General features: G+C 70.1%; 18 protein-coding genes and 1 pseudogene. 13 read left to right on the top strand and 6 right to left on the bottom strand.

Annotated features, from left to right (window positions below; translation table 11 throughout):
- Positions 1–52 precede the first annotated feature (52 nt).
- Positions 53–862, bottom strand: coding sequence for a hypothetical protein (locus ACWGDE_RS18535; protein ID WP_453390062.1), 810 nt, complete (start codon positions 860–862; stop codon positions 53–55).
- A gap of 339 nt (positions 863–1201) precedes the next feature.
- Here ACWGDE_RS18535 and ACWGDE_RS18530 point away from each other — a divergent pair, with 339 nt between their 5' ends.
- The 10 genes and pseudogenes from ACWGDE_RS18530 (at position 1202) to ACWGDE_RS18485 (ending at position 10506) form a co-directional block, all read left to right on the top strand.
- Positions 1202–1960, top strand: coding sequence for a GntR family transcriptional regulator (locus ACWGDE_RS18530; RefSeq protein ID WP_453390061.1), 759 nt, complete (start codon positions 1202–1204; stop codon positions 1958–1960).
- Positions 1957–2661: an AAA family ATPase gene (locus ACWGDE_RS18525; RefSeq protein WP_453390060.1), complete on the top strand. Its 705-nt coding sequence runs from the start codon at positions 1957–1959 to the stop codon at positions 2659–2661. Before ACWGDE_RS18530 ends, ACWGDE_RS18525 begins: the two co-directional genes overlap by 4 nt.
- Before the next feature lie 124 nt (positions 2662–2785).
- A pseudogene (locus ACWGDE_RS18520) lies at positions 2786–2998 on the top strand (helix-turn-helix domain-containing protein); the annotation flags it as partial.
- A gap of 231 nt (positions 2999–3229) precedes the next feature.
- Positions 3230–4219, top strand: coding sequence for a DNA-binding protein (locus ACWGDE_RS18515; RefSeq protein WP_453390064.1), 990 nt, complete (start codon positions 3230–3232; stop codon positions 4217–4219).
- The gene (locus tag ACWGDE_RS18510) at positions 4212–4904 is read left to right on the top strand and encodes a RibD family protein (RefSeq protein ID WP_453390059.1); all 693 of its coding nucleotides are present in this window, start codon (positions 4212–4214) and stop codon (positions 4902–4904) included. The genes ACWGDE_RS18515 and ACWGDE_RS18510 overlap by 8 nt, the downstream gene beginning before the upstream one ends.
- Complete coding sequence (locus ACWGDE_RS18505; protein ID WP_453390058.1) at positions 4904–5377, top strand: deaminase; 474 nt, start codon at positions 4904–4906, stop codon at positions 5375–5377. Before ACWGDE_RS18510 ends, ACWGDE_RS18505 begins: the two co-directional genes overlap by 1 nt.
- A gap of 373 nt (positions 5378–5750) precedes the next feature.
- Positions 5751–6020, top strand: a complete 270-nt coding sequence (locus tag ACWGDE_RS18500) for a helix-turn-helix transcriptional regulator (RefSeq protein ID WP_453390057.1) — start codon at positions 5751–5753, stop codon at positions 6018–6020.
- 1111 nt (positions 6021–7131) lie between these two features.
- Positions 7132–9147, top strand: coding sequence for a hypothetical protein (locus ACWGDE_RS18495; RefSeq protein ID WP_453390056.1), 2016 nt, complete (start codon positions 7132–7134; stop codon positions 9145–9147).
- Positions 9144–9953 (top strand): DciA family protein, encoded by an 810-nt coding sequence (locus ACWGDE_RS18490; RefSeq protein ID WP_453390055.1) that lies wholly within the window; start codon positions 9144–9146, stop codon positions 9951–9953. The genes ACWGDE_RS18495 and ACWGDE_RS18490 overlap by 4 nt, the downstream gene beginning before the upstream one ends.
- 283 nt (positions 9954–10236) lie before the next feature.
- Positions 10237–10506, top strand: coding sequence for a hypothetical protein (locus tag ACWGDE_RS18485; RefSeq protein ID WP_453390054.1), 270 nt, complete (start codon positions 10237–10239; stop codon positions 10504–10506).
- Positions 10507–10514: 8 nt separating this feature from the next.
- Here ACWGDE_RS18485 and ACWGDE_RS18480 read toward each other — a convergent pair whose 3' ends face one another.
- Positions 10515–11420, bottom strand: coding sequence for a DUF4231 domain-containing protein (locus tag ACWGDE_RS18480; protein ID WP_453390053.1), 906 nt, complete (start codon positions 11418–11420; stop codon positions 10515–10517).
- A 73-nt stretch (positions 11421–11493) separates the two neighbouring features.
- Positions 11494–12054: a hypothetical protein gene (locus ACWGDE_RS18475; RefSeq protein WP_453390063.1), complete on the bottom strand. Its 561-nt coding sequence runs from the start codon at positions 12052–12054 to the stop codon at positions 11494–11496.
- Between the two features lie 176 nt (positions 12055–12230).
- On the opposite strand from ACWGDE_RS18475, the gene ACWGDE_RS18470 reads away from it, so the two are divergent.
- Positions 12231–13112 carry a hypothetical protein gene (locus ACWGDE_RS18470; protein WP_453390052.1) on the top strand — a complete coding sequence of 294 codons (882 nt, stop codon included), beginning with the start codon at positions 12231–12233 and terminating at the stop codon, positions 13110–13112.
- Between the two features lie 91 nt (positions 13113–13203).
- Here ACWGDE_RS18470 and ACWGDE_RS18465 read toward each other — a convergent pair whose 3' ends face one another.
- Complete coding sequence (locus tag ACWGDE_RS18465; protein WP_453390051.1) at positions 13204–14232, bottom strand: ATP-dependent DNA ligase; 1029 nt, start codon at positions 14230–14232, stop codon at positions 13204–13206.
- 415 nt (positions 14233–14647) lie between these two features.
- Between ACWGDE_RS18465 and ACWGDE_RS18460 the strand changes: the two genes are divergently transcribed.
- Positions 14648–15748 (top strand): hypothetical protein, encoded by a 1101-nt coding sequence (locus ACWGDE_RS18460; RefSeq protein ID WP_453390050.1) that lies wholly within the window; start codon positions 14648–14650, stop codon positions 15746–15748.
- Positions 15749–16541: 793 nt separating this feature from the next.
- Positions 16542–17633, top strand: a complete 1092-nt coding sequence (locus tag ACWGDE_RS18455) for a hypothetical protein (protein ID WP_453390049.1) — start codon at positions 16542–16544, stop codon at positions 17631–17633.
- Positions 17634–17762: 129 nt separating this feature from the next.
- On the opposite strand, the gene ACWGDE_RS18450 is transcribed toward ACWGDE_RS18455, so the two are convergent.
- Both ACWGDE_RS18450 and ACWGDE_RS18445 read right to left on the bottom strand, forming a co-directional pair.
- Positions 17763–18791 (bottom strand): DNA polymerase Y family protein, encoded by a 1029-nt coding sequence (locus ACWGDE_RS18450; protein WP_453390048.1) that lies wholly within the window; start codon positions 18789–18791, stop codon positions 17763–17765.
- 5 nt (positions 18792–18796) lie between these two features.
- Entirely contained in the window at positions 18797–22243 is a 3447-nt protein-coding gene (locus ACWGDE_RS18445) for a DNA polymerase III subunit alpha (protein ID WP_453390047.1), read from the bottom strand.
- Positions 22244–22466: the final 223 nt, after the last annotated feature.

The raw sequence follows: 22466 nt of genomic DNA, 5'->3' as shown, positions 1-22466 counted from the left end.
CCCCTCTACTGCGGGGCGGCCGGGGCCGTGGTCGATCGTCTCGGTGTGCGGATCAGGCGGCTGACGTCGCCGGGTTCCTCCGCGCGTACCGCTTGCCCAGCTCGGCCTGTCGCCGGTCGTGTGCCTTCACGTCCTGCGGCTCCAGCGGAAGCTGCGGGCCGCGGAACTCGGAGATCGACCCGGAAGTCCGCTCCGAGCAGAGGTTGTTCGTCTCCTCGATTGCCTCGCCGCCGCGCTTGGCCCACTGCGCCTTGCGGACGGCCGGCGCCGTCTGCTTCTGGGCGGTGCGCCGCTCCTGGCGCTCCAGCTGTTCGCGGGCGTCGCGGCGGGCGGGCTCCTCCTGGAGGGCGAGGACGTAGCGGCGGGCGAGGATGCCGCCGTCCGTGCAGTGCTGCCCGCCGACGCACCGCGTGCATCCCCTGCGGTGCGCAAGGTAGGACTGGCGGGTCGACTCCAGCGTGACCTCCGCCTTGATCCGGGAGACCGGAGCGGCCGGGGCCGGAAGCGGCTTGTAGAACTGCTGGGCCGCACGCCGGTTGTCCTGCGGCATCGCGTCGCGCAGCAGCCGATTCTGCCGGGCCTGCCAGCGCTGTACGTCGATGTCGATGACCACGACCTGGTCGGTGCCGGGGCAGAGGGTGTGCTTCTCGCCCTCCGCGACCTTGTCGGAGATGCAGTGCTCACGGATCTTGAGGACCTTGTCGCCCATGATCCGGCGCCAGGTGCGGCAGTCGGGGCAGGCGATCGACTTCGTCTCGTCCGGACGGACGTTGAAGTCCTCCGGCGCCATCCCGCTGAGAAGCAGAGGCGCGCGACGGTTGGTGTTCTTGGACCGGTTACGGCCGGGACGGATCTGGGGCATCGAAACCTCCTGACGACGCGGAAGCGGGTGCTGCCTTCTCTGCCGCGCCAGGCCGGCCTTTCGGCTGGTGGTCCTGACGGACAGACAGCGCAGCAGCGCTGTTCGGGGTGAACCAGGTGTAGCTATTCGGTACAGGCGCCTCGGCCGGGGGAGCTCGGCTCACCCCACTGCCGCCACCTCCGAAGAGACGGTGACTCCCGCTGTTTTGCGGTGGTGCTGCTTACTCGGTGCTCCCGTGGGATCACCGTCGTTGTACATACCTGAGGTTGCCTCAGGTAGCCTCAGGTGTCAAGCGGTATAGTGAGGCACCTAGACGAAATCGAAGGAGGCGAGGACGACATGCCAGGGCAGCCCCGAGCGGACAACAGGCCGCCGTACGCGCGCATCGCGGCTCACTACCGCGCCCTGATCGACTCGGAGGAACTCGCGGCCGGAGACCTGCTGCCGAGCATCCGCGCCCTGGCCGACCAGTGGAACGTCAGCACCGCAACAGCCGACCGAGCCATGAAGCTGCTGCGCGACGAGAAGCTGGTCAACGGCATCCCGGGGGTCGGCACCGAGGTGGTGGGCCGCCCCGTGCCGCTCGCCTCCGGCTCGGAGCGCCATGACCGCAGCAGCAAAACTCAGTCCTCGTGGGGCGTTGGCGAGAAGTCCTCTGGCCACACCGCTGGCATAGTGGCAGCGCCCGAGGACGTCGCGTACGCGCTCGGTATCGATCCTGGTGACGACGTGATCCGCCGCAGCCGCGTCTACCGGGATGCTCATGGGATCGTCTCCCACTCGACGTCCTGGATCCCGGCAGAATTCGCCCGAGCCCTGCCCGAGCTGGCGAAGAGCGAGCGTCTCAAGGGCGGGCTGTCGCTGGACCTGATCGCTGAAGCCACCGGACGGCAGGTCACGCACCGCGTGGATGAAGAGACTGCTCGCATCGCCACGCCAGAGGACCTGGACCTCTTGGAGCTGGAGGCCGGGACCGTCGCGGCGATCCTGGTGCTGACCGCAAGGTTCCTGGATGCCGACGAGCAAGTCTTGGAGTACGGCGTCGACCTGGGTGCACCCGGCCGTACACGGCGCTCTACGTCGGAGGTGTTGCGGTGACCATCCACGATGAGGTTCTTCTGGACGACACCCTCGTGAACTGCCTGGACGCTCGCCTCGAAGACCTCCTCCGGGCTGCGCACGCCGACACCTTGACCCTGGAAGGACGATTCGCGATCAGCCGCATCACCGCCGCCCTGTCCGGCCGCCCGGGACCCGCGCCGCGCGGGATCCTCATGGCTGGGATGCCCGGAGCGGGCAAGACGACCTTGGCCCGAGCCTTTGAGCAGGCCGGCTACCGGCGGCTCTGCCCCGACGAGGAGATGTTCAGGCGATACGGGCACTACGGGCGCGACTTCCCCCGCGGCGAGTTTCGCGTCCGAGAGGCGCCTGTCCTTCAGGACATCGCTCTCGAGCTCCAGGAGCTCTTGGCGGCCGGCCACGACGTCGTGGTGGATCACGGGTTCTGGACGCCTGAGGACCGTGGTCTGTGGGCGGCAGCGGTGATGGAGGCTGGCGGCACGCCCGTCCTGATCTACCTGCCCGTACCCCTCGAAGTGCGCTGGGGACGGATAAAGGAGCGGAACGCTCACGCGCTCGTCGACGCCAACAGCATTGAGTTCAGCGAGGAAGACCTGCGGCGGTTCGAAGGGCGCTTCCATGCACCGGCCGCCGGTGAACAGCACATCGTGTACGACGGGGACCCGGCCAACGTGTTGTCCACGATCGAGGCCAAGACGGGCAAGAACGAGACCCACTGAACCACACCTCCCGCATCTAGGCCGACCTGCACCTTTCGGTTCTAGCGGCGGGTGAGTCGCAAGTTCCAGATCTGACATGTGGCCAGGCGAACTGGCCACATAGACCACGGGATTGGGGGGCGAGATGGCGCAGAAGGCGAACGAGCTGACGCCCTGGGTGTCGCCTCTGCATAACTGGGGTTACGAACTCCGAGAGCTCCGTACGGGCCGGGGACTCAGCCTCCGCACGCTTGCGAAGCGGGCCCTGCTTGACCACAGCCACCTGGGACGATTCGAGCGGGCCGAGCGGATGGCCGACCGGGACCAGGCCGCCCGACTGGACGGGGCGCTCGGCGCGGGCGGCATGCTGTTCCGCCTGTGGGAGCGCATCGGGGATGACCGTGGCCATGTGGCCAATCCCCCCGTTCATGTGGCCAAGTCGTCGGCAGCACTGGCCCTGACCCTGCCGGAGCAGGCAGCGTCGGACGAGGAGGGGATCTCTGTCCCCTGTCGTCTACGAGATGGGTCGGTGGTGTGGGTGTCTCTCGATCGACGCGCTCTTCTACGCAGCGGAGTGGGACTCGGAGCCGTGGCTGCGCTGGGTGCAGGATCCCCCGCAGCTGCGGACTCCGGCGCGATCCCGGGGCTGGCGAGCAAGGCGCGGACCACGTCCGCGTACGGGTCGACCCCTGTAGAGCACCTGCGCCGCACGCGCAGGCTGCTGATCGAGAGCGACAACCTGCTCGGCCCTCGACAGGCCATCACCGCCGCGCGCGAGTACATCGACGTCATCAAGCAGCTGCGCCAGGACGCCATGGGCAGTGACCGGCACGACCTGATGGAGCTCCAGACGCAGTACGGCGAGTTCCTGTCCTGGCTCTACCAGGACCTGGGCGACAACGCGAAGGCCCAGTTCTGGCTGGACCGCGCCTTCCAGTGGTCGCACACCGTCGGCGACGTCGACCTGACCTCCTACGTGATGGCGCGGAAGGCGCAGCTCGCCGGCGACATGGCCGACCTCGTGGACGTCGTGGACCTGGCCGAGGCCGCGCAGCGCATGGCGCGGCCGCGCAGCCGGCTGGCTGCCGTGGCCCGCACCTACGAGGCGTATGGCCACGCGCTGCGGGGGGAGTACTCCGAGAGCGAGCGGGCCATCGACCACGTGCGGAACGCCCTCGATGGCGTCGCCGCCGACCCCTCTCCCTGGGGCGTCTGGCTGAACGCCTCGTACGTCGAGGTCCACCGCGCTCAGGGCCTAGAAGTCCTCGGCAAGCACGACCAGGCCGCCGACGCGTTCCGCGGCGCCATCCGGCTGCTCCCCGACGGCTACCACCGCGACCGCGGCGTCTACATGGCGCGGCAGGCAGTGTCCCTCGCCGGGGCCCGGGTGCCCGAGCAGGCCGCCGCGATCGGGATGCACGCGCTGACCGTGGCGCAGGGCACCGGCTCCGGCCGCATCCTGAACGAACTCGCCCGTCTGGACAGGGCCCTCGTGCCTTGGCAGCGCCTGCCGGAGGTCGCGGAATTCCGCGGCGCTTTCGACGGAACTCTTCTCCACGAATCAGAAATGGATGCCTGATCAGATGACCGCCCGCCCGTACGTATTGCTGTCCGCCGCCACGAGCGTTGACGGATACCTGGACGACACGAGCTCCGATCGGCTGCTGCTCTCCAACGCCGACGATTTCGACCGCGTGGACGAGGTACGCGCCTCGGTCGACGCGATCCTGATCGGCGCGACGACGATGCGGAAGGACAACCCGCGTCTCCTGGTGAACTCCGAGGAGCGGCGCGCGAAGCGGATTGCCGAGGGCCGGCCGGAGTACCCGCTGAAGGTGACGGTCACCGCGAGCGGCAATCTGGACGCCGACCTCAAGTTCTGGCACCACGGAGGCCAGAAGCTCGTATTCACCGTGGACTCCGCCGTCGACAAAGTGAAGGCCACGCTCGGCGAGCTGGCTGACGTCGTCAACGTCGGAGCCGACCTGGACTGGGGCTTGGTCCTCGACGAGCTCGGCCGCCGAGGAATCGGCCGGCTCATGGTGGAAGGCGGCGGCACGATCCACACCCAGATCATGGCCCTGGACCTCGCCGACGAGCTCCACCTCGTCGTTGCCCCGCTCCTAGTTGGCCAGACCGACGCCCCAAAGTTCCTGGGCACCGCGGCCTACCCGGGCGGATCGACCGCCCGGATGCAGCTGCTGGAAGCCCGCGCGATCGGCGACGTCGTCCTCCTCCGTTACGCCCCGAAGGGACGCGCCTGATGAAGCGCTCCTCCGCCGCACACGAGCGTGACCTGTACTGGATGCGCCGGGCGATCGACCTGTCGAAGCTCTGCCCGCCGTCCGAAGGCGCCTACTCGGTCGGTGCAGTCATCGTTGGCGACGACGGCACCGAGCTGGCGACCGGGTACAGCCGGGAGACCGACACGCACGTGCACGCGGAGGGAGCAGCGCTCGCGAAGCTGCCTTCAGGCGACCTGCGGCTGCGCACCGCAACGATCTACAGCACGCTCGAACCCTGCTCTCAGCGGCGCCATGCTGTCACGCCGTGCGCGCAGCTGATCCTGAACGCCGGCCTCGCGCGCGTCGTCATCGCCTGGCGCGAGCCGTCCCTGTTCGTCGCCGACTGCATCGGTGTGGAGCAGCTCGCCGAAGCCGGGGTGATCGTCGACGAACTCCCCGAGCTCGCCGAAGAAGCGAAGGCCAGCAACTCCCATCTGGGAGGGCTCGCGTGACCGGGGACATTCGGGAGCTGCGAGGCGGCCAGTGACCGGCGAACCGGCCGTTGACTGGGTCAGGCTGACGGGCATTCGGCTTCCCCATCCCGCGTGGCCGGACGGTTCGCGAATCATTTGCCCGGCACACGGGGGCAGCCGGACTTCACGTCGAGTCACGCTGGAACAACCGCTCGAAATCTGTTCCGGTTCAGGGGCACCAAGGGGTTCTACCTGCGCGTTCTCACGTCAGGAGCGGAACGGTCGTCGGGGAAGGGTGGGGAGTCGGGTGCAGTCGGTCGGTATCTCGCGCGGCAACACGCTCGTTCTCGGTACCGAAGATCGCCGGGGTCATGTATGTTTTCGGGAATGGTTCTCTAGGGTGGAGGTCCCGATGTCCGATCCGCTGAGGCGAATTGACGCCCTGGTGGAGGAAGACACTCTCCCCACGCCCCAGGTCCGGCAGCAGCTTCGTCTTGCCGCCGGCCTCACCCAGACCGAAGTCGCCGCCGCCATCGGCGTCAAGCGTCTCGCGGTCGCGCAGTGGGAGGCTGGGCGGGCCCAGCCTCACCGCGGGAACCGTCGCGCGTACGCGCATCTTCTTCGGAGGCTGGCCGCGAAGCATCCGGACGCCGCTGTCGAGGGGGCGTCCGATGAGTCATGACCTCACGGCTTCGGCCGTTTCCGGGTTCGCCGACTCCGCCTTCGGTATCGAGGGGGTCGGGATGACCTAAGGCCATCGGCCGCGCGCGCCAAGAGCGGACTAACCTCCCGCTGGCCTCGCGCGGCCCGTCTACCGACTGGGCTCATCACCCGTGTCGGTCGCACAGGTTCCAGTTCGCTGCTGGTCCTGAGCTGCGGCTTATCAGGCCGCTCATTCCATCCGGCCCCTTATCAGGGCCACTAGCACCAGGCCACTAACCACGGCCACCACAGCTGTAGCAGTACCCCCGCCTTACCCGCGGGCCCCCACCACGGGGGCTTTGCGGTTCAGCAGGACCGGGAGGGGAGGAGAAATCTCCCCCCAACCGATCGGTGTCCGCCCTCTTCTCACGAAGGGGGCGGGCCCGCACATCCGCACATCTGGCTCGTCCAGCCCCGAGGGGCTCTGGTCGGTCCAGCTATATGGAAGGCGAGGTCGTTCTCATAGTGCACGAGAGTGCCGTCCCTTGTCAGCTTGACCTTGTCCGTTTCACACCGGTTCAGGCCCAGCAGGCGTCCCGCGCGACGGGACCGCAGTCCGGTTCATTCGCCTTTGCGGAGTTCGTGCCGGAAGTTAGATTTCCGGCACGGAACTACAAGGGCAGCGCTTCCGGGGTGGGCTCGCTGGGCTCGGTCGCGGTGTCTGCCGCCCTCCTCATGCACCCGTTCTCGGAGGTCACCGACAACTCCGTCGACGGCGGTGTCCCGTGTGGCGGGACGCATTTCAAGATTTTTACCCGCCGTGCGGGAGCGCGGAGGGGTATCGGGGCTGAGCCGCCTCTGTCCACAGGCCGAGCGCTGCAGGCTCAGCGAATGGATCACGAAACGGCTCCCACGGGCGGTGTCCGCTTTGGCGCGTACACAGGCCCGATGACGATGCAGATGGCTTCGACCTTGGTAGTACCCGCCGCTCCTGTCGGGGCGGTGGGCCGATGAGCGCCGTGGCGGCGTCGGCCGCCACGTTCACGCGCCCCCGTAAGGAGTTGTCCGTCCCGGCTGGGCCGGTTCCGGAGCGGGTCGCGGGTCATCCGCTGTCGCTCGGTCGGGACGCTCGTGCCCGGCTGGGTGGGGCGGTGCACGCGCTGCTGGATGTGGCCGGCCTGGACGGTGCGTCGGACGCGGTGCGTCTGGCGGTGCTGGTGCTGGCGTCGCGTACGCCGTCGGAGACCGGCGTGGTTCGGATCCGCACCTCGGAGTTGGGCCGGTGGCTGGGGCTGTCCGCGTCGTACGTGGCCTCCAACGTGGTGCCGGTGCTGCGCCGCTCGGGCGTGGTCTCCGTCGACACTGCGGAGGGCGAGTACGGGCAGGACGACGGCCTGGAGTGCCGGGTGCTGCCCCTGTGGGCGGCGCAGGACGTGGTCGGCCACCCGCTGAACCTGGCGAAGAAGGAGTACGCGACGCTGCTGCGGCTGCTGGAGGCCGTGATGGGGCCGGGCTGGACGCTGCGGGACGGGCGGGTGATCCCGGCCGGACTGATCGGTACGCGTACCGGTCGGGGTGCAGCGACGGACCGTCTGGCGCTGCTGCTGCTGGTGCTGGAGGCGCGGGAGACCGGGCGAGTGCGGCAGTGCGGCGGGACCGTGGACACCAAGCGCGGCCGGGCTGCGACGACGGTGGCCCGGCTGCTGGGCTGCACGGCGTCGGCGGGGGAGCGGGTGCTGGAGCGCCTGGAGGACCGGGAGCTGGTGCTCCGGGTGCGTCTGCGGACGGCTTCCGGGCTGGCGAACCGGTCGCGGCTGATGGTGCCGGCGGTCGCCGCCGCGCACGGGCGTACGGTCGCCGACGTTGTCCAGGAGGGCCGTTCGAAGGCCCCGAAGCCCGATTTTTCAGACCCCGACGTTGCGGCAAGGGCTGGTGAGCCCTCGGAGCTGGAGACGGAACCGCAGATCAGCGGCGTGCCGGTGACGGATGAGGCTGATGTTGCAGAGCCCGACGTTGCGGCAGCCCTTCACACTGACCACTCTCACCTGGTTACTCCCGTCGTTCCTCTGAAGCTCTCTCGTGGCTTTTCCGGCGAAGGCCGTGGTGGGAACCACGATCTGCCGGACCGCGCGTACATGCGCGAGGACGGTGGCCCGCTGCGCGGGGAACAGCCGAAGAAGTCCCCGTCGATCAGCAGCGAGAAGCCCGGCCGCGGGCCGGTGGCCGGTGTTCCGGTGCAGGTCGTGAAGGGTGCGGGCCAGGGCAGGCAACAGCGGGGGAGGGTGCCTCTGCCGCCGGAGGAACTGCGGGTCGTCCTGGCCCCGGTCGACCTGGTGTGGGCGCGGCTGGATCGTGCGGCCGCCCGCCGCCTGGTGGAGGCTGCCGCACGGTCCGAGCTGACCCGGGTGGAGGGCTTCGCGGGCCGTACGGACGCCCCCCAAGCGCTCGCCGACCGGCTCGTCCGGCGCCTGGACGAGCAGCTGCGCACCGGTGATGCGATCACCGATCCGGTGGGCTGGTTGTTGGCGCGGGGCCTGCCCCAGCGCCAGCAGTGCGGCGACGCCCGGTGCGACGACCGGATCCTGCTCGACTCGGGCCAGGATTGCCCGCGCTGCGAGGACCGGCAGGCCGACCGCCGCGCCCAGCGCCACGCGGTCGCGGCCGCAGTCGATGCCGCGATGCCCGGCGCTTCCGAGGCAGAGCGCCGCGCAGCCGCCGACCGGGAGCTGCACCAGGACGTGACTGCGCAGGCGTGGATCCGCGAGCACCGGTGGGCACAGGTCCGCGAGCAGCAGGCCGCCGCCGCGCAGGCCCGCGCCGAAGTTGCCGCCGCGCAGCCGGCCTTCGAGGTTCCGGTCGCGCCGTCGGCGCCGGTTGCGCTGCCCGCGCCGCGCCCGGCCGCCGTCGTCCCCGCTCCGGAACCGGAGTTCGCCGACGTCGCCATCGATGGCGACCAAGAGCTGGTCCTCGAGGAGCTCACCCGGGAGCAGGTCCTGGACTGGCGCAACCGCGCCGCCGCCGATCACCAGCTGGTGGTCGACCACATCGACCGGTACGGCGAGCTGTCGGCACAGCGCCTGTTCACCAGGGCGTTCGTCGCCCAGGTGAAGCGCTTGGCCGACCTCGGTCACCTGGACCTCGGCTACACCACCTGGGGGCAGGCGTGAGCGGCGGCGAGGTGTCCGGGGTCGACCTGGCCCGGGTCGCTCTGCGGGCCGCGAGGGAGGCGGCCCGGAACAATGGCGCCGGCCAGAAGGCGAAGAAGAAGCCGCGGGGTACCACGACCGTGCGGCGCGACGGCCGCGAGCCGATGGGCCTGGGTGCCGCGCTCGGAGCGCTGGTCACCGAGCGGGCCTGGGAACTCCCGGCCGCCGGTGCTTCCTTGCGCGAGCGGTGGGCGGCCATCGCCCCCGACCTCGCCGGGCATATCGCCGCCGTGGCGTACGACCCGGACTCCGGCCGGCTCACCCTTTGCCCGGAGTCGACGGCCTGGGCGACGAAGGCGCGCATGGAGCAGACCCGGGTCATCGCGGCCGCCAACAAGGCGGCGGGCCGCACCGCCGTGAGCGCCCTGCGGATCCTGCCGCCCGGCGCCGCGTCCACGCCCGACCCGGCCAGCGCCGCTCCGGTGGACCCGGCCGACGGCGCCGTGGGCTCGGTGAGGACGAGGGAGACGGCGTGCGAGGGCTACCACCGTGCGCTCGCCGCACACCAGGAGGCCGCGCCTCCTCGCCGAGTGGACCCGGGTATCGCGGAGGCGGTGGAGCGGCAGAGCGCCGTGATGCGCGAGCTGTCCCGCCGTGCGTTCCCCGAGCCCGACGTCGCCGCAGACGATGCGCCGGCCCCGATCGATCAGGCCCGCGCCCAGCGCCGCCGCCAGGCCGCCGCGACCGAGGCCGCCGCTCTGCGCCGGGCCCGTGCCGAGCGGGCCGGGAAGCCACAGAGCCCGCGCCAGCTCGGACAGACCGCATGACCTGACCACGGGGTTTGACCGGACCACCCGGGCACTGCCACCATGACGCCCCACAACCACATACAGATGCACCAGCGGAACGAGGTGGAGCCCGCGCTCCCTCACGACGGTGCAGGCATTACGGCAGGGTTGATGGCTCCAGCAAATCCCCTGCCAGTTCCACCGAACCAAGGCTCCCGCCCGCGTACCGGGCGGGAGCCTTTCGTAACCCCGCCCCGCACGACCTGTGTTCGAAAGCCCCGGCGCCCGCCGGGGCTCTTTCTGTATGCCCTCGGAGGCCCTCATGACGGAACTCGCTTCCGCCCTGCCTGCTTACGTCCTGCTCGCCGCGCTCGCGGTCATCGTCGTGCTGCTCACCGTGGTCGCCATCGTGGCCCGGGCGGTCGTGGCGAAGGCCCGGCCCGAGGACTTACAGCACATCCTCCCGGGCCTGGGCCAGGTCCTGGCCGCGCTGGCGCTCTTCCTCCCCTGGGGGCGCGGGACACGGGGCCCGACCATCGCGCCGCCGGTCCCCGCACGATCCGAGCGAAGAGGAGGCCGGCGGCGGGGCTGAGGCCGGGGTCAAGCCGGCGGCTGGCTGGTGGAGGGCGTGGCCTGGTCGGCGGGCTGGTCCAGCTGCTGCTGGCGGCGCCGCTGCTCGTTGCGGCGGTCCTCGACGCGCTGGGTGAACAGCTTCAGGGCCTGGGACCGCTGGTCCTGGTCGTAGTCGCTGTAAGGCCCGATACCGAGGTTGAAGGCGTTGGCCTCCTCCTCGATGGAGTCGGCGGTCTGCAGCAGGAAGTAGCTGCGCTCGCGGTATTTGTAGTAGCCGGTGAACGCGGCGGACAGCGTGACAGCAAAGCCGATGGCGACGATCGTCACGTTCTGCCAGGTCAGCTTGCCACCGGTGTCCAGCGCTGCCACGGTCGTCGTCGCTGCGGAGCCGATCATGATGAAGTTCTGCAGCGTGTTGTGGACACGCCGGTACTTCCGACTGTCTGCCCGGTGCTGCTCAATGACGTCAACGGCATCCTCACGGTACAAACCCCGCTGAAAGTCGAGCGAAGTTCCGCGCAGGGCGCTCACGATCCGCGCTGATCCCCGCGCAATGTCGAGCCAGTCCTCCAGCTCGGCCGTGCTCTCCTTGGAGCCCCGCCGTCGCTTGTCGGCTTTGACCCCTCCCAGGCACAGTGCGATGAAGATGGCGCACAAGATGTCGGGCCCGATGAAACGGGAGGGAGTCGCCCAGGTCCAGGCTGTCCAGCCGACGCCGGCCAGGAGCGAGAGAGCGGCTACCGACAGAGCCACCCTCCGCACCCGGGCGACAGATCGCGCACGGGCAAGTTTTCGCTCCACCTTCCCGACATCCCGGTAGACATCGAGGCCCTCGGCTACCCGCATGGCCTCTTCCCAGCGCGATTGCGCTTCCGGGTCTTCGTCCGGCGCCAGCTCGCTGCCGGAATCTTGATCACGAGTGCCATCGGTCATTGCCTGTGAGATCCATTCCTCTGCGGCCCGCATCCGACGGGGCGCGTCGTCGTCGAGGTTCCGTGCCACGGGATCAGCGGGCGAACGCTTCGGTCAGGCTGATGCGGTAGCCGTCCTCTTCCATCAGCACGACGGTGACGCCGAACGGGTCGGGATGGTTCAGCTCGATCGGGGTGAAGGAGTAGTTCACCGCCGTCTGGATGGGCGGCACCAGCTCGCCGCCGGCCCGCGGCGCGGTGGCCGGCCTCCAGCCGGGGGCAATCGATGCCCAGCCCTCGGGGCTCCGGGACAGGAGCTGTTCGGTGTACGGGAACTGGTGCAGTACGTGCCCGGCCGGGGTGGCGAGCACCATGTTCAGGCACGGCGCCGGGCCGACGATGGGCAGCTCGCAGGCGGTGGCGACGTCGTGGGTCTCCCAGGCGAGGACGACCTCGTCCGCGCCGGCTGCCGCGGCGATGTTGGCGAGCTCCGCGATCCCGGCGAGCGCGTCCTTGCCGACATAGAGCGGGCGGGCCCAGATCAGCCCGACCAGTTCGCCGCGCACCAGCGGCATCATGAGCGGGCGCGGCACCGTGCCTTCGCCCAGTCCGGCGGTGTACGCCTGCTTCACCACGCTGACCAAGCCGTTCCACATCCGTGCTTCCACGGGAGCCCCCTCCGTCTGCTGATCTGGTCACCGCACCCTGCCACGGGGCTGAGGCCGTGTCAGCGAGATGATCAGCCAGCTCCCGAAGGGGGTGGCCGGGGAGGGCCGCCGCGGTCCGAGGAAGTAGCCCACGCACCTGCGAAGCCGGGGCTACGGTGATCTTCATGGTCGGGGACTGGGTGTGGAGCCCGTGGGGCAGAGCAGGGTTGACCGCCGTCGTCACGGCCGTCGTCGGCGTGGCTCAGTACCGGGGCAACGCGTCGTTGGCCCTCGTCTTGATGTCCGCGCTGATCGTCGGCGGGGTGTACGCCGGCCTCGGGCTGACCGCTCTGGGCCAGTTGGGGTTCAGCCACCTGTGGCGCCAGCAGATGACGTGGGAGATGTACCGGGACCGGGCGTGGGAGCCGCACGAGGCTGACATGGAGGCCCAGGTACAACAGATGCGCAAAGTCGAAGCTCGCGTCGCGGACTTCGTCGCCGCGCACGGCATGGACCGCATCACCCTTGCTGTGACCGGCGCCGGGATCGGTTGGGCAGGCGCCGCCCAATCCGCGCGCACCTCGAGGACGCTCGGTCACATCGAACTGGGACTCATCTGGTTCTTCCCCGAGGGACGAGCGGCCCTGGCGTACATCGTGGAGCACGAGCTCGCTCACATCGAGCGCAACGACTCGATCCACCACGTCTTGTTGACCTCCGGCATCGCCGTGAGCACCGTGGCCTGCGCGGGACTACTGCCCCTCCCGTACGCCGCAGCGACGATCGCGGTGCTCCTCGCCGCTCGCAGCGTCGTGGGCTGGTGGAGCGAGCTGGCCTGCGACACGATTGCAGCCCGCCAGTGCGGACGACCCGCCACGGTTCGCGCCCTGACGCACCGCCTCAATGAACGCAGGGCGCAGCCCGTACGGCTGCGCTACCTTTCCGCCGCGGGCGGACTGCGCAGTCATCCGCCGCTGCTGCTGCGCCGCTGGTGGATCCGGATCGCACCGACGCTCCCCGCCACGGACGCGGCAGCGCCTACCGCGTCCTGGAACATCGGCCGCTGATCAGCTTCCTCGAACCAGCGGCCGCAGCACCTCCAACGGCGTCGAGTCGTGAAGTGGGTATGCAGACGGCTGCGACCGACCGGACAACGGGTCAGCCCCCTCCCGGTGCCCCCGGCGTTCCGCTGAACCGGGGCACGTCCTCGATGGTCGCGTCCAGGCGCAGGCGCACGTAGCGGATCGGGTGGCGGTAGACGCCGCCCCGGTCGACGGAGGTGTCGGCGCTGATCTCCGCGACGAGCTCGGGCTCGACCAGCGTGGTGTTGAGGACGTCGCGGGTGCCCCAGGCCGAGGAGAAGCTCGCGCCGGTCCACGGGTGGCCGGGGCCGGCCGGGGTGAGGAGCTCGGCGAGCTCACGGGCCGCGGCGGGGCGCAGCGGTACGGTGCGGCCGACGGGGCGGAGGCGGCCGGTCTCATCGTGGCGGCCGAGGAGAAGGAGTTGGGGGCGGGCCAGGGTGCCGGTGATGGCGCCGACGATCGCCTCAGTGGTGTTCCTCCGTCTGACCTTGGTCCAGCCGCGGGCACCGGGCCGATAGCTCTGGCTGAGGTTCTTGAGCACCAGGCCCTCGACGCCGGGGACGTCCGTCCAGTGCTCCATCCACTCCGTTGCCGTGGCGGGGTCGGTGGTCATCGGGCATAGCGTCCAGGGGGTGGTCAGCGCCCGGGCCGCGAACAGGACCTCCAGCCGGCGCCGGCGCTCCCGGTACGGGAGGGCCGGCAGCACCGTGCCGTCGATCTGTAGGGCGTCGAAGGCGATGAAGAACGCCGGGGTCTTCACGGCGAGCGCGGCCGCGGAACGCCCGCGGGCGGCGGCCCGGCGCTGGAGGGCCTCGAAGGACAGATGGCCGGCTGCGGTGTCCCAGACGATGAGCTCGCCGTCGAGGACTAGGCCGTCGGGCAGCTGGTCGGCGGCCGCGGCCAGGTCGGGGAACTGGTCCTGGACCAGGGAGCCGCGCCTGCTCTGCAGCAGCAGCCGGCCCCCGGGGCCCGCGGGGGTGAAGAGGATCGCGCGGTGGCCGTCATATTTCTGCTCCGCCGCGAAGCCGCTCGCTAGGACGCCGGAGCCGGGGACGTGGTCGGCGGCCTGGGCGAGCATCGGCTCGAAGGGCGGGGTCAGGACCACTCGGGATGGCCTCCTTCACCGCCGCTCCGGGCCTGGCACCATCAGCTTCCCCCGCCGGTCCTACGGAGGCGCGGCAGGCAGGGCCACAAGGCCCTGCTGCGTCAGGCTCCTGGGTGCGCCGGCTTCTGCTGGGCCGCGACCACCGCGACCCTGCACTCCTGGCAGAGCAGGTTCTCCGGGGCTCCGTGAGTGTGTGGTTCGAATCCGCGCAGTGCAGGGGCATCAGAGTGGCCAGAGCGCGTGCAACACCTGTGGTGCTGATGCTCCGTGGGGCCTTCGGTGTTGTGTGGTGGGGCGGGTGATCTTGCCGGGAATCGCCGGAACTGCACGTCACTCGAAAGGGTGGCTGGTGTTTGGTTCCCGTTGGAGTGGGACAGCCCCCCATCTGCGTATTGGCAGACAGTGGAGGAGCGGCATGGACATCGTCATCGATCTCGGTTCGGGCTTGATCAAGGCCGGGCGGGCCGGGGAGTCGGAGCCCGAGGTCGTGGAAACGGCTGTGGTCGGCCGACCCCGGCACCAGGGCATGGACCTGAAGGACATCTACGTGGGCGACGAGGCGGCCAGCAAGGGGGGTGTGCTCGCCCTGTCCCATCCCGTCCAGCACGGGATCATCACCAACCTGGACGACGCGGCCGCGTTGTGGCGACACGCCTTCGAGCAGCTGGCCGTCGCGCCGTCCGACTGCCGTGTGCTGCTGGCCGAAGCGCCGTTGACTCCCCGCCAGACGCGGCACGACGCGGCCCGCATGCTCTTCGAAGACATCGGTGTCGCGGCCCTCCGGATCGTGAACACCTCCGTGCTCGCCCTGACCGCCTCCGGACTCGACAGCGGTCTCGTACTGGAGATCGGAGACGGCGTCACGCACGCCGTGCCCGTCGTGGCCGCCAGTATGGGCGCGCTGCCGCAGGCGATCAGCAACGCGACGGGCCGTCAGGACCTCGCCGGCCAGGATCTCACCGACTACATGATGTTGATCCTCACGGAGCGGGGGCACTCCTTCACCACGGCCGCAGAGCGCGAAATCGTCCGCGATATCAAGGAGCGGTACGGGCTCGTCATCGACGACTACGAGAAGGCCCTGGCCGCGGACGACGGGTATTACATCAAGACGTACGAACTGCCCGACGGTCAGATCATCACCGTGGACAAGGAGAGGTTCCGGTGCCCGGAAGCCCTCTTCCAGCCCGCCCTCATGGGCAAGGAGATGCCCGGAATCCACGAGAGGGTCCACCAGGCGATCCAGAAGACCGACCCCGCCCTGCACCAGCAGCTGTACTACAACATCATCCTCGCCGGCGGGAGCACGGCGTTCACCGGGCTACCAGAGCGCCTGCACACCGAGATCTCCGCGCTCGCCCCACAAGGCACCAAGGTCCGCGTGATCGCCCCGCCGGACCGTCGCTGCTCCGTATGGATCGGCGGCTCGGCCCTCGCCAGCCAGGACGACTTCGCCAGCCAGTGGATCACCCGCGCTGAATTCGACAAGGACCCCACCTCCATCGACGGGACCTGACCTGACCGCACACCGGGCCCGCTCCGGCACCGACCACGCCGCAACGGGCCCGGACCGCAGGCTGCGACCGATCAGCCCGGCCCCCAGCGCGCGCCCTCCCCCGGCCTGCGGCACTGAATAACCGGGGCACCAGCCAACCCGGCCAGACCGGAGGGGCAGGACCACTCGGGATAGCTCTGCCAAGACCGGCACCGACGGCCTCCCCTGCCGGGTACAGAAGGGGAGGAGACCAGAAGGACGTGCTGTGTCAGGCTCCGGGGTAAGACGGCTTCGACTGGACCTGCTGAAGCGCGGCACGGCAGGGCACACAGAGCGGGTTCCCACCGGCTCCGTAACGCGCGCATGTTCTCTGGCTTCTCTGCACTTCAGTCCGCGGGGCTAGCGGTCTGATGTCCAGCTGACGGGCGTCTGCCCAATGTGAGAGTGCTCGCCACTCGTCGTGGTGGCTGTCGGGCCTGACGACAATCGCAAAGACCGGAGCCCCCGGACGGAACGTGGTCATGATCTTGCCGGGTGAGTCAACGTCCCGAACCGCATCGATCTGCGAAATCGTGCCCCTCCATGCCTCGGAACTATGGACACCCCCCGCCGGTATGAAGATCACGAGATCACCGAAGTGATCCAGACTTCCCTGGTAGTCCGTGATCCGTCAGTCATATTGCACTGCCTCTACTTTCCGTTCCGCTGGGTGGGAGGCCGTGACCTCACGCCACTTGGATCTTTGACCCCGTTGGTTGCCCGCGTCCGGTGGGCGGGATCACATGTGGAGCAAGTCGTAGTGAAGATGACGCGGATGGCCCTGGTCGTGACGGGCGTGATGGCAGCAGGCAGCGGGATCGTTCTCGGCCTCCCCGTGGCTGGCGCCGCAGAGAAGGCCGGCGACACGGTCAAGGTGCCGTGTGGGAAGCCGACCGCTCTACACAAGGCGATCAGGAAGGCGGAGCGCACCAAGGAGCCGACGACGATTGTCCTGAATCCCAACAAGAAGGCCAGCTGCATCTACACGTTCGAGAAGAACCTCACATCCCCTGAGTCGTCGTCTGGGTTGTCGACCATGTGGACCCTGGCGAGCGGCCACAGCTACACGGTGAAGGGCAACGGCGCTGTAATCGCCCGCAAGGGCGGCCCGAAGGACGCGTTCGGCTTTTTCGGGGTGACGGGCGACGGCCGACTGACCCTGGAAAACCTCACGCTGCGGAACAGTTCCCGCGCTGCCTGGGCTGGCCGAGGCATCCAGGCAGGGCACCTGACCGTCCGCAAGGTCCAGTTCGAGAACAACGATGCTCGTCTGTCCGAAGTGGGCGGGGCCATGAACGGCGCCGCCATCAATGTCGGTTCCAAGGGCACCGCCGTGGTGGAAGATTCCACGTTCAGCGGGAACAAGGGAGCCAACGGCGGCGCCATCCACAACTGGGGCAGCCTGACAGTGACGCGCTCCACGTTCACCGGCAACTCCGTCTACGGCACAGTGCGCACCGACAAGGTGGGCGGCAGCACGAGCGACCACGGAGCCCTCTACAAGGACGGCAACGGCGGCGCCATCTACAACGAGGGCGACGCCGTCGTGGAGCACAGCACCATCAAGGGCAACCACGCCTACGCCACCGACGAGAAGCCCAGCCTGAACTACCTGAAAAAGGAGCTCAATCCCAGGAACACAGCCCGCGGCGCCGGCATCTACAACGGAGGAACCCTCACGGTCCGGGGCACCACCAAGATCACACAGAACACCGGTCACCCGGCCACCCTTGCCGGAAAGTCCGTTGGTGGCACCGGCGGCGGCATCTACGCCACCAAGACCGTCACCCTCACCCGCCCGGCCAGCATCGCCGACAACACGCCTGGCAACTGCGCCGGCACTCCAGTCACCGGCTGCACCAACTGACCTAAGGCAGCCGCACCAGCCCGCCTAGCGAGCCAGAGAAAGTGCAGTTAACAAGTCAGCGTCGGCATGGTCCGGCCTGGCCGGGATTCCAGGTAGCGATTCCTGGGCGCGGCGCAGGGGCGGGAGTAGTCATGAGCGAGTCCCTCTCGTGGGTGGTGTATCCGGCCGTCGGCCGCCCGTGGCAGCGAGAGCGGCGGGGCGGATGGTTCCGTGGCCGTAGCGGGCGCGGGCGCGGTCGGTAACGGCCTCGATCGCGCGAGCGCGATCGTCGCTGGGACCGAGGGTGAGCTGCTCGGCGGCTTCTGCTGCGGGCCGGAGGTCTTGTGCCCTCAGGCCGATGGAGCGGACGCGAGCCCGCTGGAGGCCAAGGGAGTCGTACAACTCGTAGGCGGTGCCGGCGAGCGGTCGGGTGTGGGCGGTGGGTTCGGAATGCGTACGGCTGCGCGAGCTCGTGGAGCGGTCGGCGTACCGGACGGTCAGGGTGAGATTCCCGGCGATCTGCTGTTCGTCGCGGAGCCGGCCGCCGAGCTCCTCGGCCAGGTCGAGGAGGGCCCGGCGGTGCTCGACGGGATCGAGGACGTCGTGGTCGAAGTCCCGCACTGCGGTCGCCGACTTCGCGATCGGCTGCGGCTGGACGGTGCGCAGGTCGTGGCCGTGGGCGTGGGCATGGAGCGAGCGCCCGGTCGCAGCGCCGAAGATCCTGGTCAGGGCGGGCAGCGGTGCGTCAGCGAGGTCGCCGATCGTGTGAAGCCCGTAGGCACGCAGCCTCGTCGCGGTGGCGGGGCCGACGCCATGGAGGGCGGCGACGGGTCGCGGCCGTAGCCACGCTTGCACGGCGGCGGCTTCGACGATGGTGGTGGCGCCGGGCGGGGTGACCGCGGCGGCCATCGTGGCGAGCATCCTGGTGGGCGCGATCGCGCAGGTGGTCTGCACACCGTGCAGGGCCATGGTCCGCATCCGAAGGAGCGCGGCGATTCCTTCGGGATCGCGATCGAAGTAGCGGAGCGCACCGGTGATATCCAGGTGCGCGGCGTCCGGCGGAATCGCCTGGACGCGCGGGGTGATGTTCTCGGCGAGAGCCAGGAGCTGCTCGTACATGTCCGCGCGTGAGCCCGGCTGGATATGGAAGAAGGCGTGGAGGATGCGGTGTTCGGTCACGGCGCTCACCCCGCCGAGCCGGGGCTGGTGTAGCCGAGGGCTTTGAGGTCGGCGGCGCGGGTGCCGGCGGGCTGGAGGTCGGCGTAGGGGTGGAGCCGGGCTCCGCTGGTCCCGTTCGGCAGGGTCCGCGACGGTGTCTGCGCGGGCGTGCGGGCGGGCTCGCTCCGGCCGAGAAGGGCAAGGACGGCCTCAGGGCCGTGGTCGCGGCGGGCTGCGGCGAGCTCGTCGAGGTTCCAGACGGCCTGTCCGACGACGGTGCGGCGGGGCCCGCGGGCTTCCACCGTGCCGCGGACCAGGAGCAGGCCGCAGTGGAAGACGGTGTGGGCGACGGCGTCGTGGCTGTCGTCGAAGAAGGCGATGTCGACGAGCCCGAAGCCGTCCTCCAGGGTCACGAAGATGACCCTCTTCCCCGAAGGGATCGGCGGTGTCTGCGTCGAGGCGCGGACGCCGGCGACGAGGACCTGCTGCCCGGGGTGCATCGCTTTGAGGTGGGCGGAGTCGGTGGCGCCGATCTCGCGGAGCAGCCGGTGGTGGTGGGTCATCAGGTGCTGGGAGACATCGATCCGCACGATGCTGAGCTCGGCGTCCAGGGTCTCGCGGCTGGTCATCTCGGGCAGCCCGGAGGGTTCGGCGGTGACGAGATCGCCGTCGAGGGGAAGCTGGCCGGCGGCAGGGCGCGCGGCGGTGTGGCGGTGGAGTTCGGCGGTCTGCAGGAGGAGGTCGCGGCGGGTGAGCGGTCCGCGCAGGGCGTCGAGCGCGCCGATCTGGATGAGGCGCTCGGCGATCGGCAGCGCGGGCCGGGCCCGCTGCCACACGTCCAGGATCCCGTTGTAGGGCTGGCCGGAGGCGATCCGGGCCACCTGCTCCTCGCTGATTCCCTTCACCGTGGACAGCGAGAGCCGCACCCCCCATACCCCTCCTTCTACCTCCTCGATCCGGTGCTCAGTGGCGGAGCGGTTGATGTCGACCGGCAGGACGGGCACCCCGTGGCGGCGGGCATCGGAGACGATCACCCGCGCCGGCCACATGCCGGGGTCGTGCTCCAGCAGCCCGGCGTAGAGGGCCGCGGGGTGGTGGGCCTTGAGCCACGCGGACTGAAGGGCGGGCACGGCGAAGGCAACGGCGTGCGCGCGGCAGAAACCGTACGCCCCGAAGCTCTTGACGATCTCCCACACCTCGTCGAGAACCGTGGGGGAGTAGCCGCGGGCGCCGGCGTCGCGCCGGAACCACGTCTCGATCTTCGGGAGCCGGTCGGTGTCGGCCAGCGCACGGCGGGCAACCTCGGCGAGAGCACGGTCGCAGCCGGTCAGAATGGAGAGCATCCCGATGATCTGCTCGTGCCAGATGGTCACCCCGTATGTGTCGGCGAGTACGGGCTCCAGGTCGCGGTGCGGGTAGTGCGGGGCGGCGCCGTGGCGGGCGGCGATGTACAGGGCGGGCATGCCCCCCTTCACCGGCCCGGGCCGGAAGAGGCTGATGTCGGCGATGACGTCCTGGACGTCGCGCGGCTGGAGCCGGCCGACGAGGTCTTGCTGCCCCGGGCTCTCCAGCTGGAACATCCCCACCGTGTCCGACGCACGGATCAGGTCGAAGGCATCGTGGTCACCGAGGGGGACGTGGTCGGGGTTGTCCAGGTCGAGTTGGCGGCCGGTGGTGCGGCGGATCTCGGCGACGGCGTGTGCCATCGCCGACTGCATCCTCACCCCCAGCACGTCGAGCTTCACGAGCCCGAGGTCTTCCACGTCCTCCTTGTCGGCCTGGACCATCGGGTACTGCCCACCCGGCGTCGGCTGCACCGGCAACCGGTCCAAGAGCGAGGCGTTGGAGATGATGACGCCGCACGGGTGCATGGCGTACCCGCGCGGCAGCGCGTCCAGCCCTTCGGCGAGCTCCCACAGCGGGCCGTACGAGCCGGCCTCGGCGGCCAGCTTCTTCAGCTCGGGCAGCTCGGTGAGCGCTGCGCGGATATCGCAGGCCCGGATGTGCGGGAAGGACTTCGCGATCATATCGACGGTCTGCGGGGGCAAGCCGAGCGCGAGTCCGGTGTCGCGCAGGGCGTGCCGGGCCCGGTAGGTCTCCGGCATCCCCGTCACCGCGACCCGCTCCGCGCCGAAGCGCTCGATGATCCGGTCGTAGACCTCCAGCCGGCGCGCGGACTCAACGTCGAGGTCGATGTCCGGCATCGAGGACCGGCGCACGCTGAGGAAGCGCTCGAAGAGCAGGTTGTGGTCGAGCGGGTTCGCGGTGGCCACGAAGAGGCTGTGGTTGACCATCGAGCCGGCACCGGACCCACGGGCCGCGACCCGGATCCCCATCGCCCGAACGTCCGTGACGACCTGGGCGACCGCCAAGAAGTACGGCTCGAACCCGAGCTGGCCGATGACGCCGAGCTCGTACTCCAACTGCCCGACGGCCCGCCGGTCACCGTCCAGGCCGCGCGCGAACATGCCGTCCGCGCACCGCTGCCTCAGCAGCTCCATCGCCCCACCCGGGGCCGCGGCGGCGCCGACGACGGTGGGCTCGGGGAAGTGGGGCCGGCCCATGCCCAGGTCGACCTGCGGGTCCACGACGCACGCCTCCGCCGTCGCGGCCGTCTCGGCCAGGAGCGCGGCGGCGCGCCCGGCCCCTGCTCCGGCCGCCTCGGCGATCCGCTCCGCGGCCTCGGCCATCAAGGCCGGGCCCTCCAGCCAGCGCTCGCCGCAGTCGAGCCGGCGCCGGTCGATCGGACGCAGCAGCCGGGCCGAGTCCAGAACGTCGGCAATCTTGTGCTGGCCGGCATCGGCGTACCGGACGGCGTTGGTCAGGACCACCGGGATGCCGAGCTGGTCGGCGAGGCCGAGGGTGCGGGCGGCCAGGCGCACCGAGCCCGGCCCCGTTCCGGACAGCCCCCACCACACAGCCTCCAGTCGCAGACCGGGGCCGACCAGCTCGCGCCAGGGCGCGATCAGCTCCTCGGCGAGGTCCGGCCGCCCGGCCGTCAACGCGCGCACCGGCTCCGACGACGGGCCCAGCAGCACCATCAGGCCCTCGTCCGCGTACTGGCCGAGGGTCTCCCAGGAGACCACCGGCGGCCCACCAACTGCCCCCGCGTGCGCGGCGGAGACCAGACGGCACAAGCGCGCCCACCCCGCGCCGTGCTGTGCGAGCAGGGCTACCCGCAGCTTCGGTTCCACCACGTGCGCGCCACCCCGATCCGGGGTCCGGGGGCGGGCGGCGGCCGGGTGGGGCGGTGCCCAGGGCGCGACGGCGACGTCGACCCCGAAGACCGGCCGGACCCCGGCGGCCGCGGCGGCCTTCGCGAAGCGGACGGTGCCGGCAACGGTGTCCCGGTCGGTGAGCGCGAGCGTGCCGATCTCGCGCTCGGCGGCACGTCGTACCAGGTCAGCGGGGTGTGAGGCACCGTAGCGGGCCGAGTAACCGCTGGCGACGTGCAGGTGGACGCCACAGACCATGGTCCACCTCCAGCCGTCGCCTGTTTCAGCCGACCTGGCCGAATCTCCCCTCCCAACCTACCGAACACATATTCGAACAAGCCAGTTCATTGGTCCATCGGCGGCGAGCCGGAGGCGCTGGTGTGACTGAGCGTCGTAGTTGGCCACTGAGCGCTCTAGTTGGCCGGGCCCACGCAGAGCGGCCGGGCCGGAGGCTCGACCGGTAGCGCGCGAGTCCGGGAAA

The organism is Streptomyces sp. NPDC054956 (assembly GCF_053609185.1).
Note: the sequence above shows the minus strand (reverse complement) of the source record. Positions and strands in the feature narration are given on the sequence as shown.

Excerpts from the sequence above, each read along its gene's own strand:
- ACWGDE_RS18510 (WP_453390059.1), top strand. The coding sequence starts at position 4,212 with ATGCCTGATCAGATGACCGCCCGCCCGTACGTATTGCTGTCCGCCGCC.
- ACWGDE_RS18460 (WP_453390050.1), top strand. The coding sequence starts at position 14,648 with ATGGACATCGTCATCGATCTCGGTTCGGGCTTGATCAAGGCCGGGCGG.
- ACWGDE_RS18455 (WP_453390049.1), top strand. The coding sequence starts at position 16,542 with ATGGCCCTGGTCGTGACGGGCGTGATGGCAGCAGGCAGCGGGATCGTT.
- ACWGDE_RS18445 (WP_453390047.1), bottom strand. The coding sequence starts at position 22,243 with ATGGTCTGTGGCGTCCACCTGCACGTCGCCAGCGGTTACTCGGCCCGC.
- ACWGDE_RS18500 (WP_453390057.1), top strand. The coding sequence starts at position 5,751 with ATGTCCGATCCGCTGAGGCGAATTGACGCCCTGGTGGAGGAAGACACT.
- ACWGDE_RS18480 (WP_453390053.1), bottom strand. The coding sequence starts at position 11,420 with ATGACCGATGGCACTCGTGATCAAGATTCCGGCAGCGAGCTGGCGCCG.
- ACWGDE_RS18470 (WP_453390052.1), top strand. The coding sequence starts at position 12,231 with ATGGTCGGGGACTGGGTGTGGAGCCCGTGGGGCAGAGCAGGGTTGACC.
- ACWGDE_RS18475 (WP_453390063.1), bottom strand. The coding sequence starts at position 12,054 with ATGTGGAACGGCTTGGTCAGCGTGGTGAAGCAGGCGTACACCGCCGGA.
- ACWGDE_RS18485 (WP_453390054.1), top strand. The coding sequence starts at position 10,237 with ATGACGGAACTCGCTTCCGCCCTGCCTGCTTACGTCCTGCTCGCCGCG.
- ACWGDE_RS18530 (WP_453390061.1), top strand. The coding sequence starts at position 1,202 with ATGCCAGGGCAGCCCCGAGCGGACAACAGGCCGCCGTACGCGCGCATC.
- ACWGDE_RS18505 (WP_453390058.1), top strand. The coding sequence starts at position 4,904 with ATGAAGCGCTCCTCCGCCGCACACGAGCGTGACCTGTACTGGATGCGC.
- ACWGDE_RS18535 (WP_453390062.1), bottom strand. The coding sequence starts at position 862 with ATGCCCCAGATCCGTCCCGGCCGTAACCGGTCCAAGAACACCAACCGT.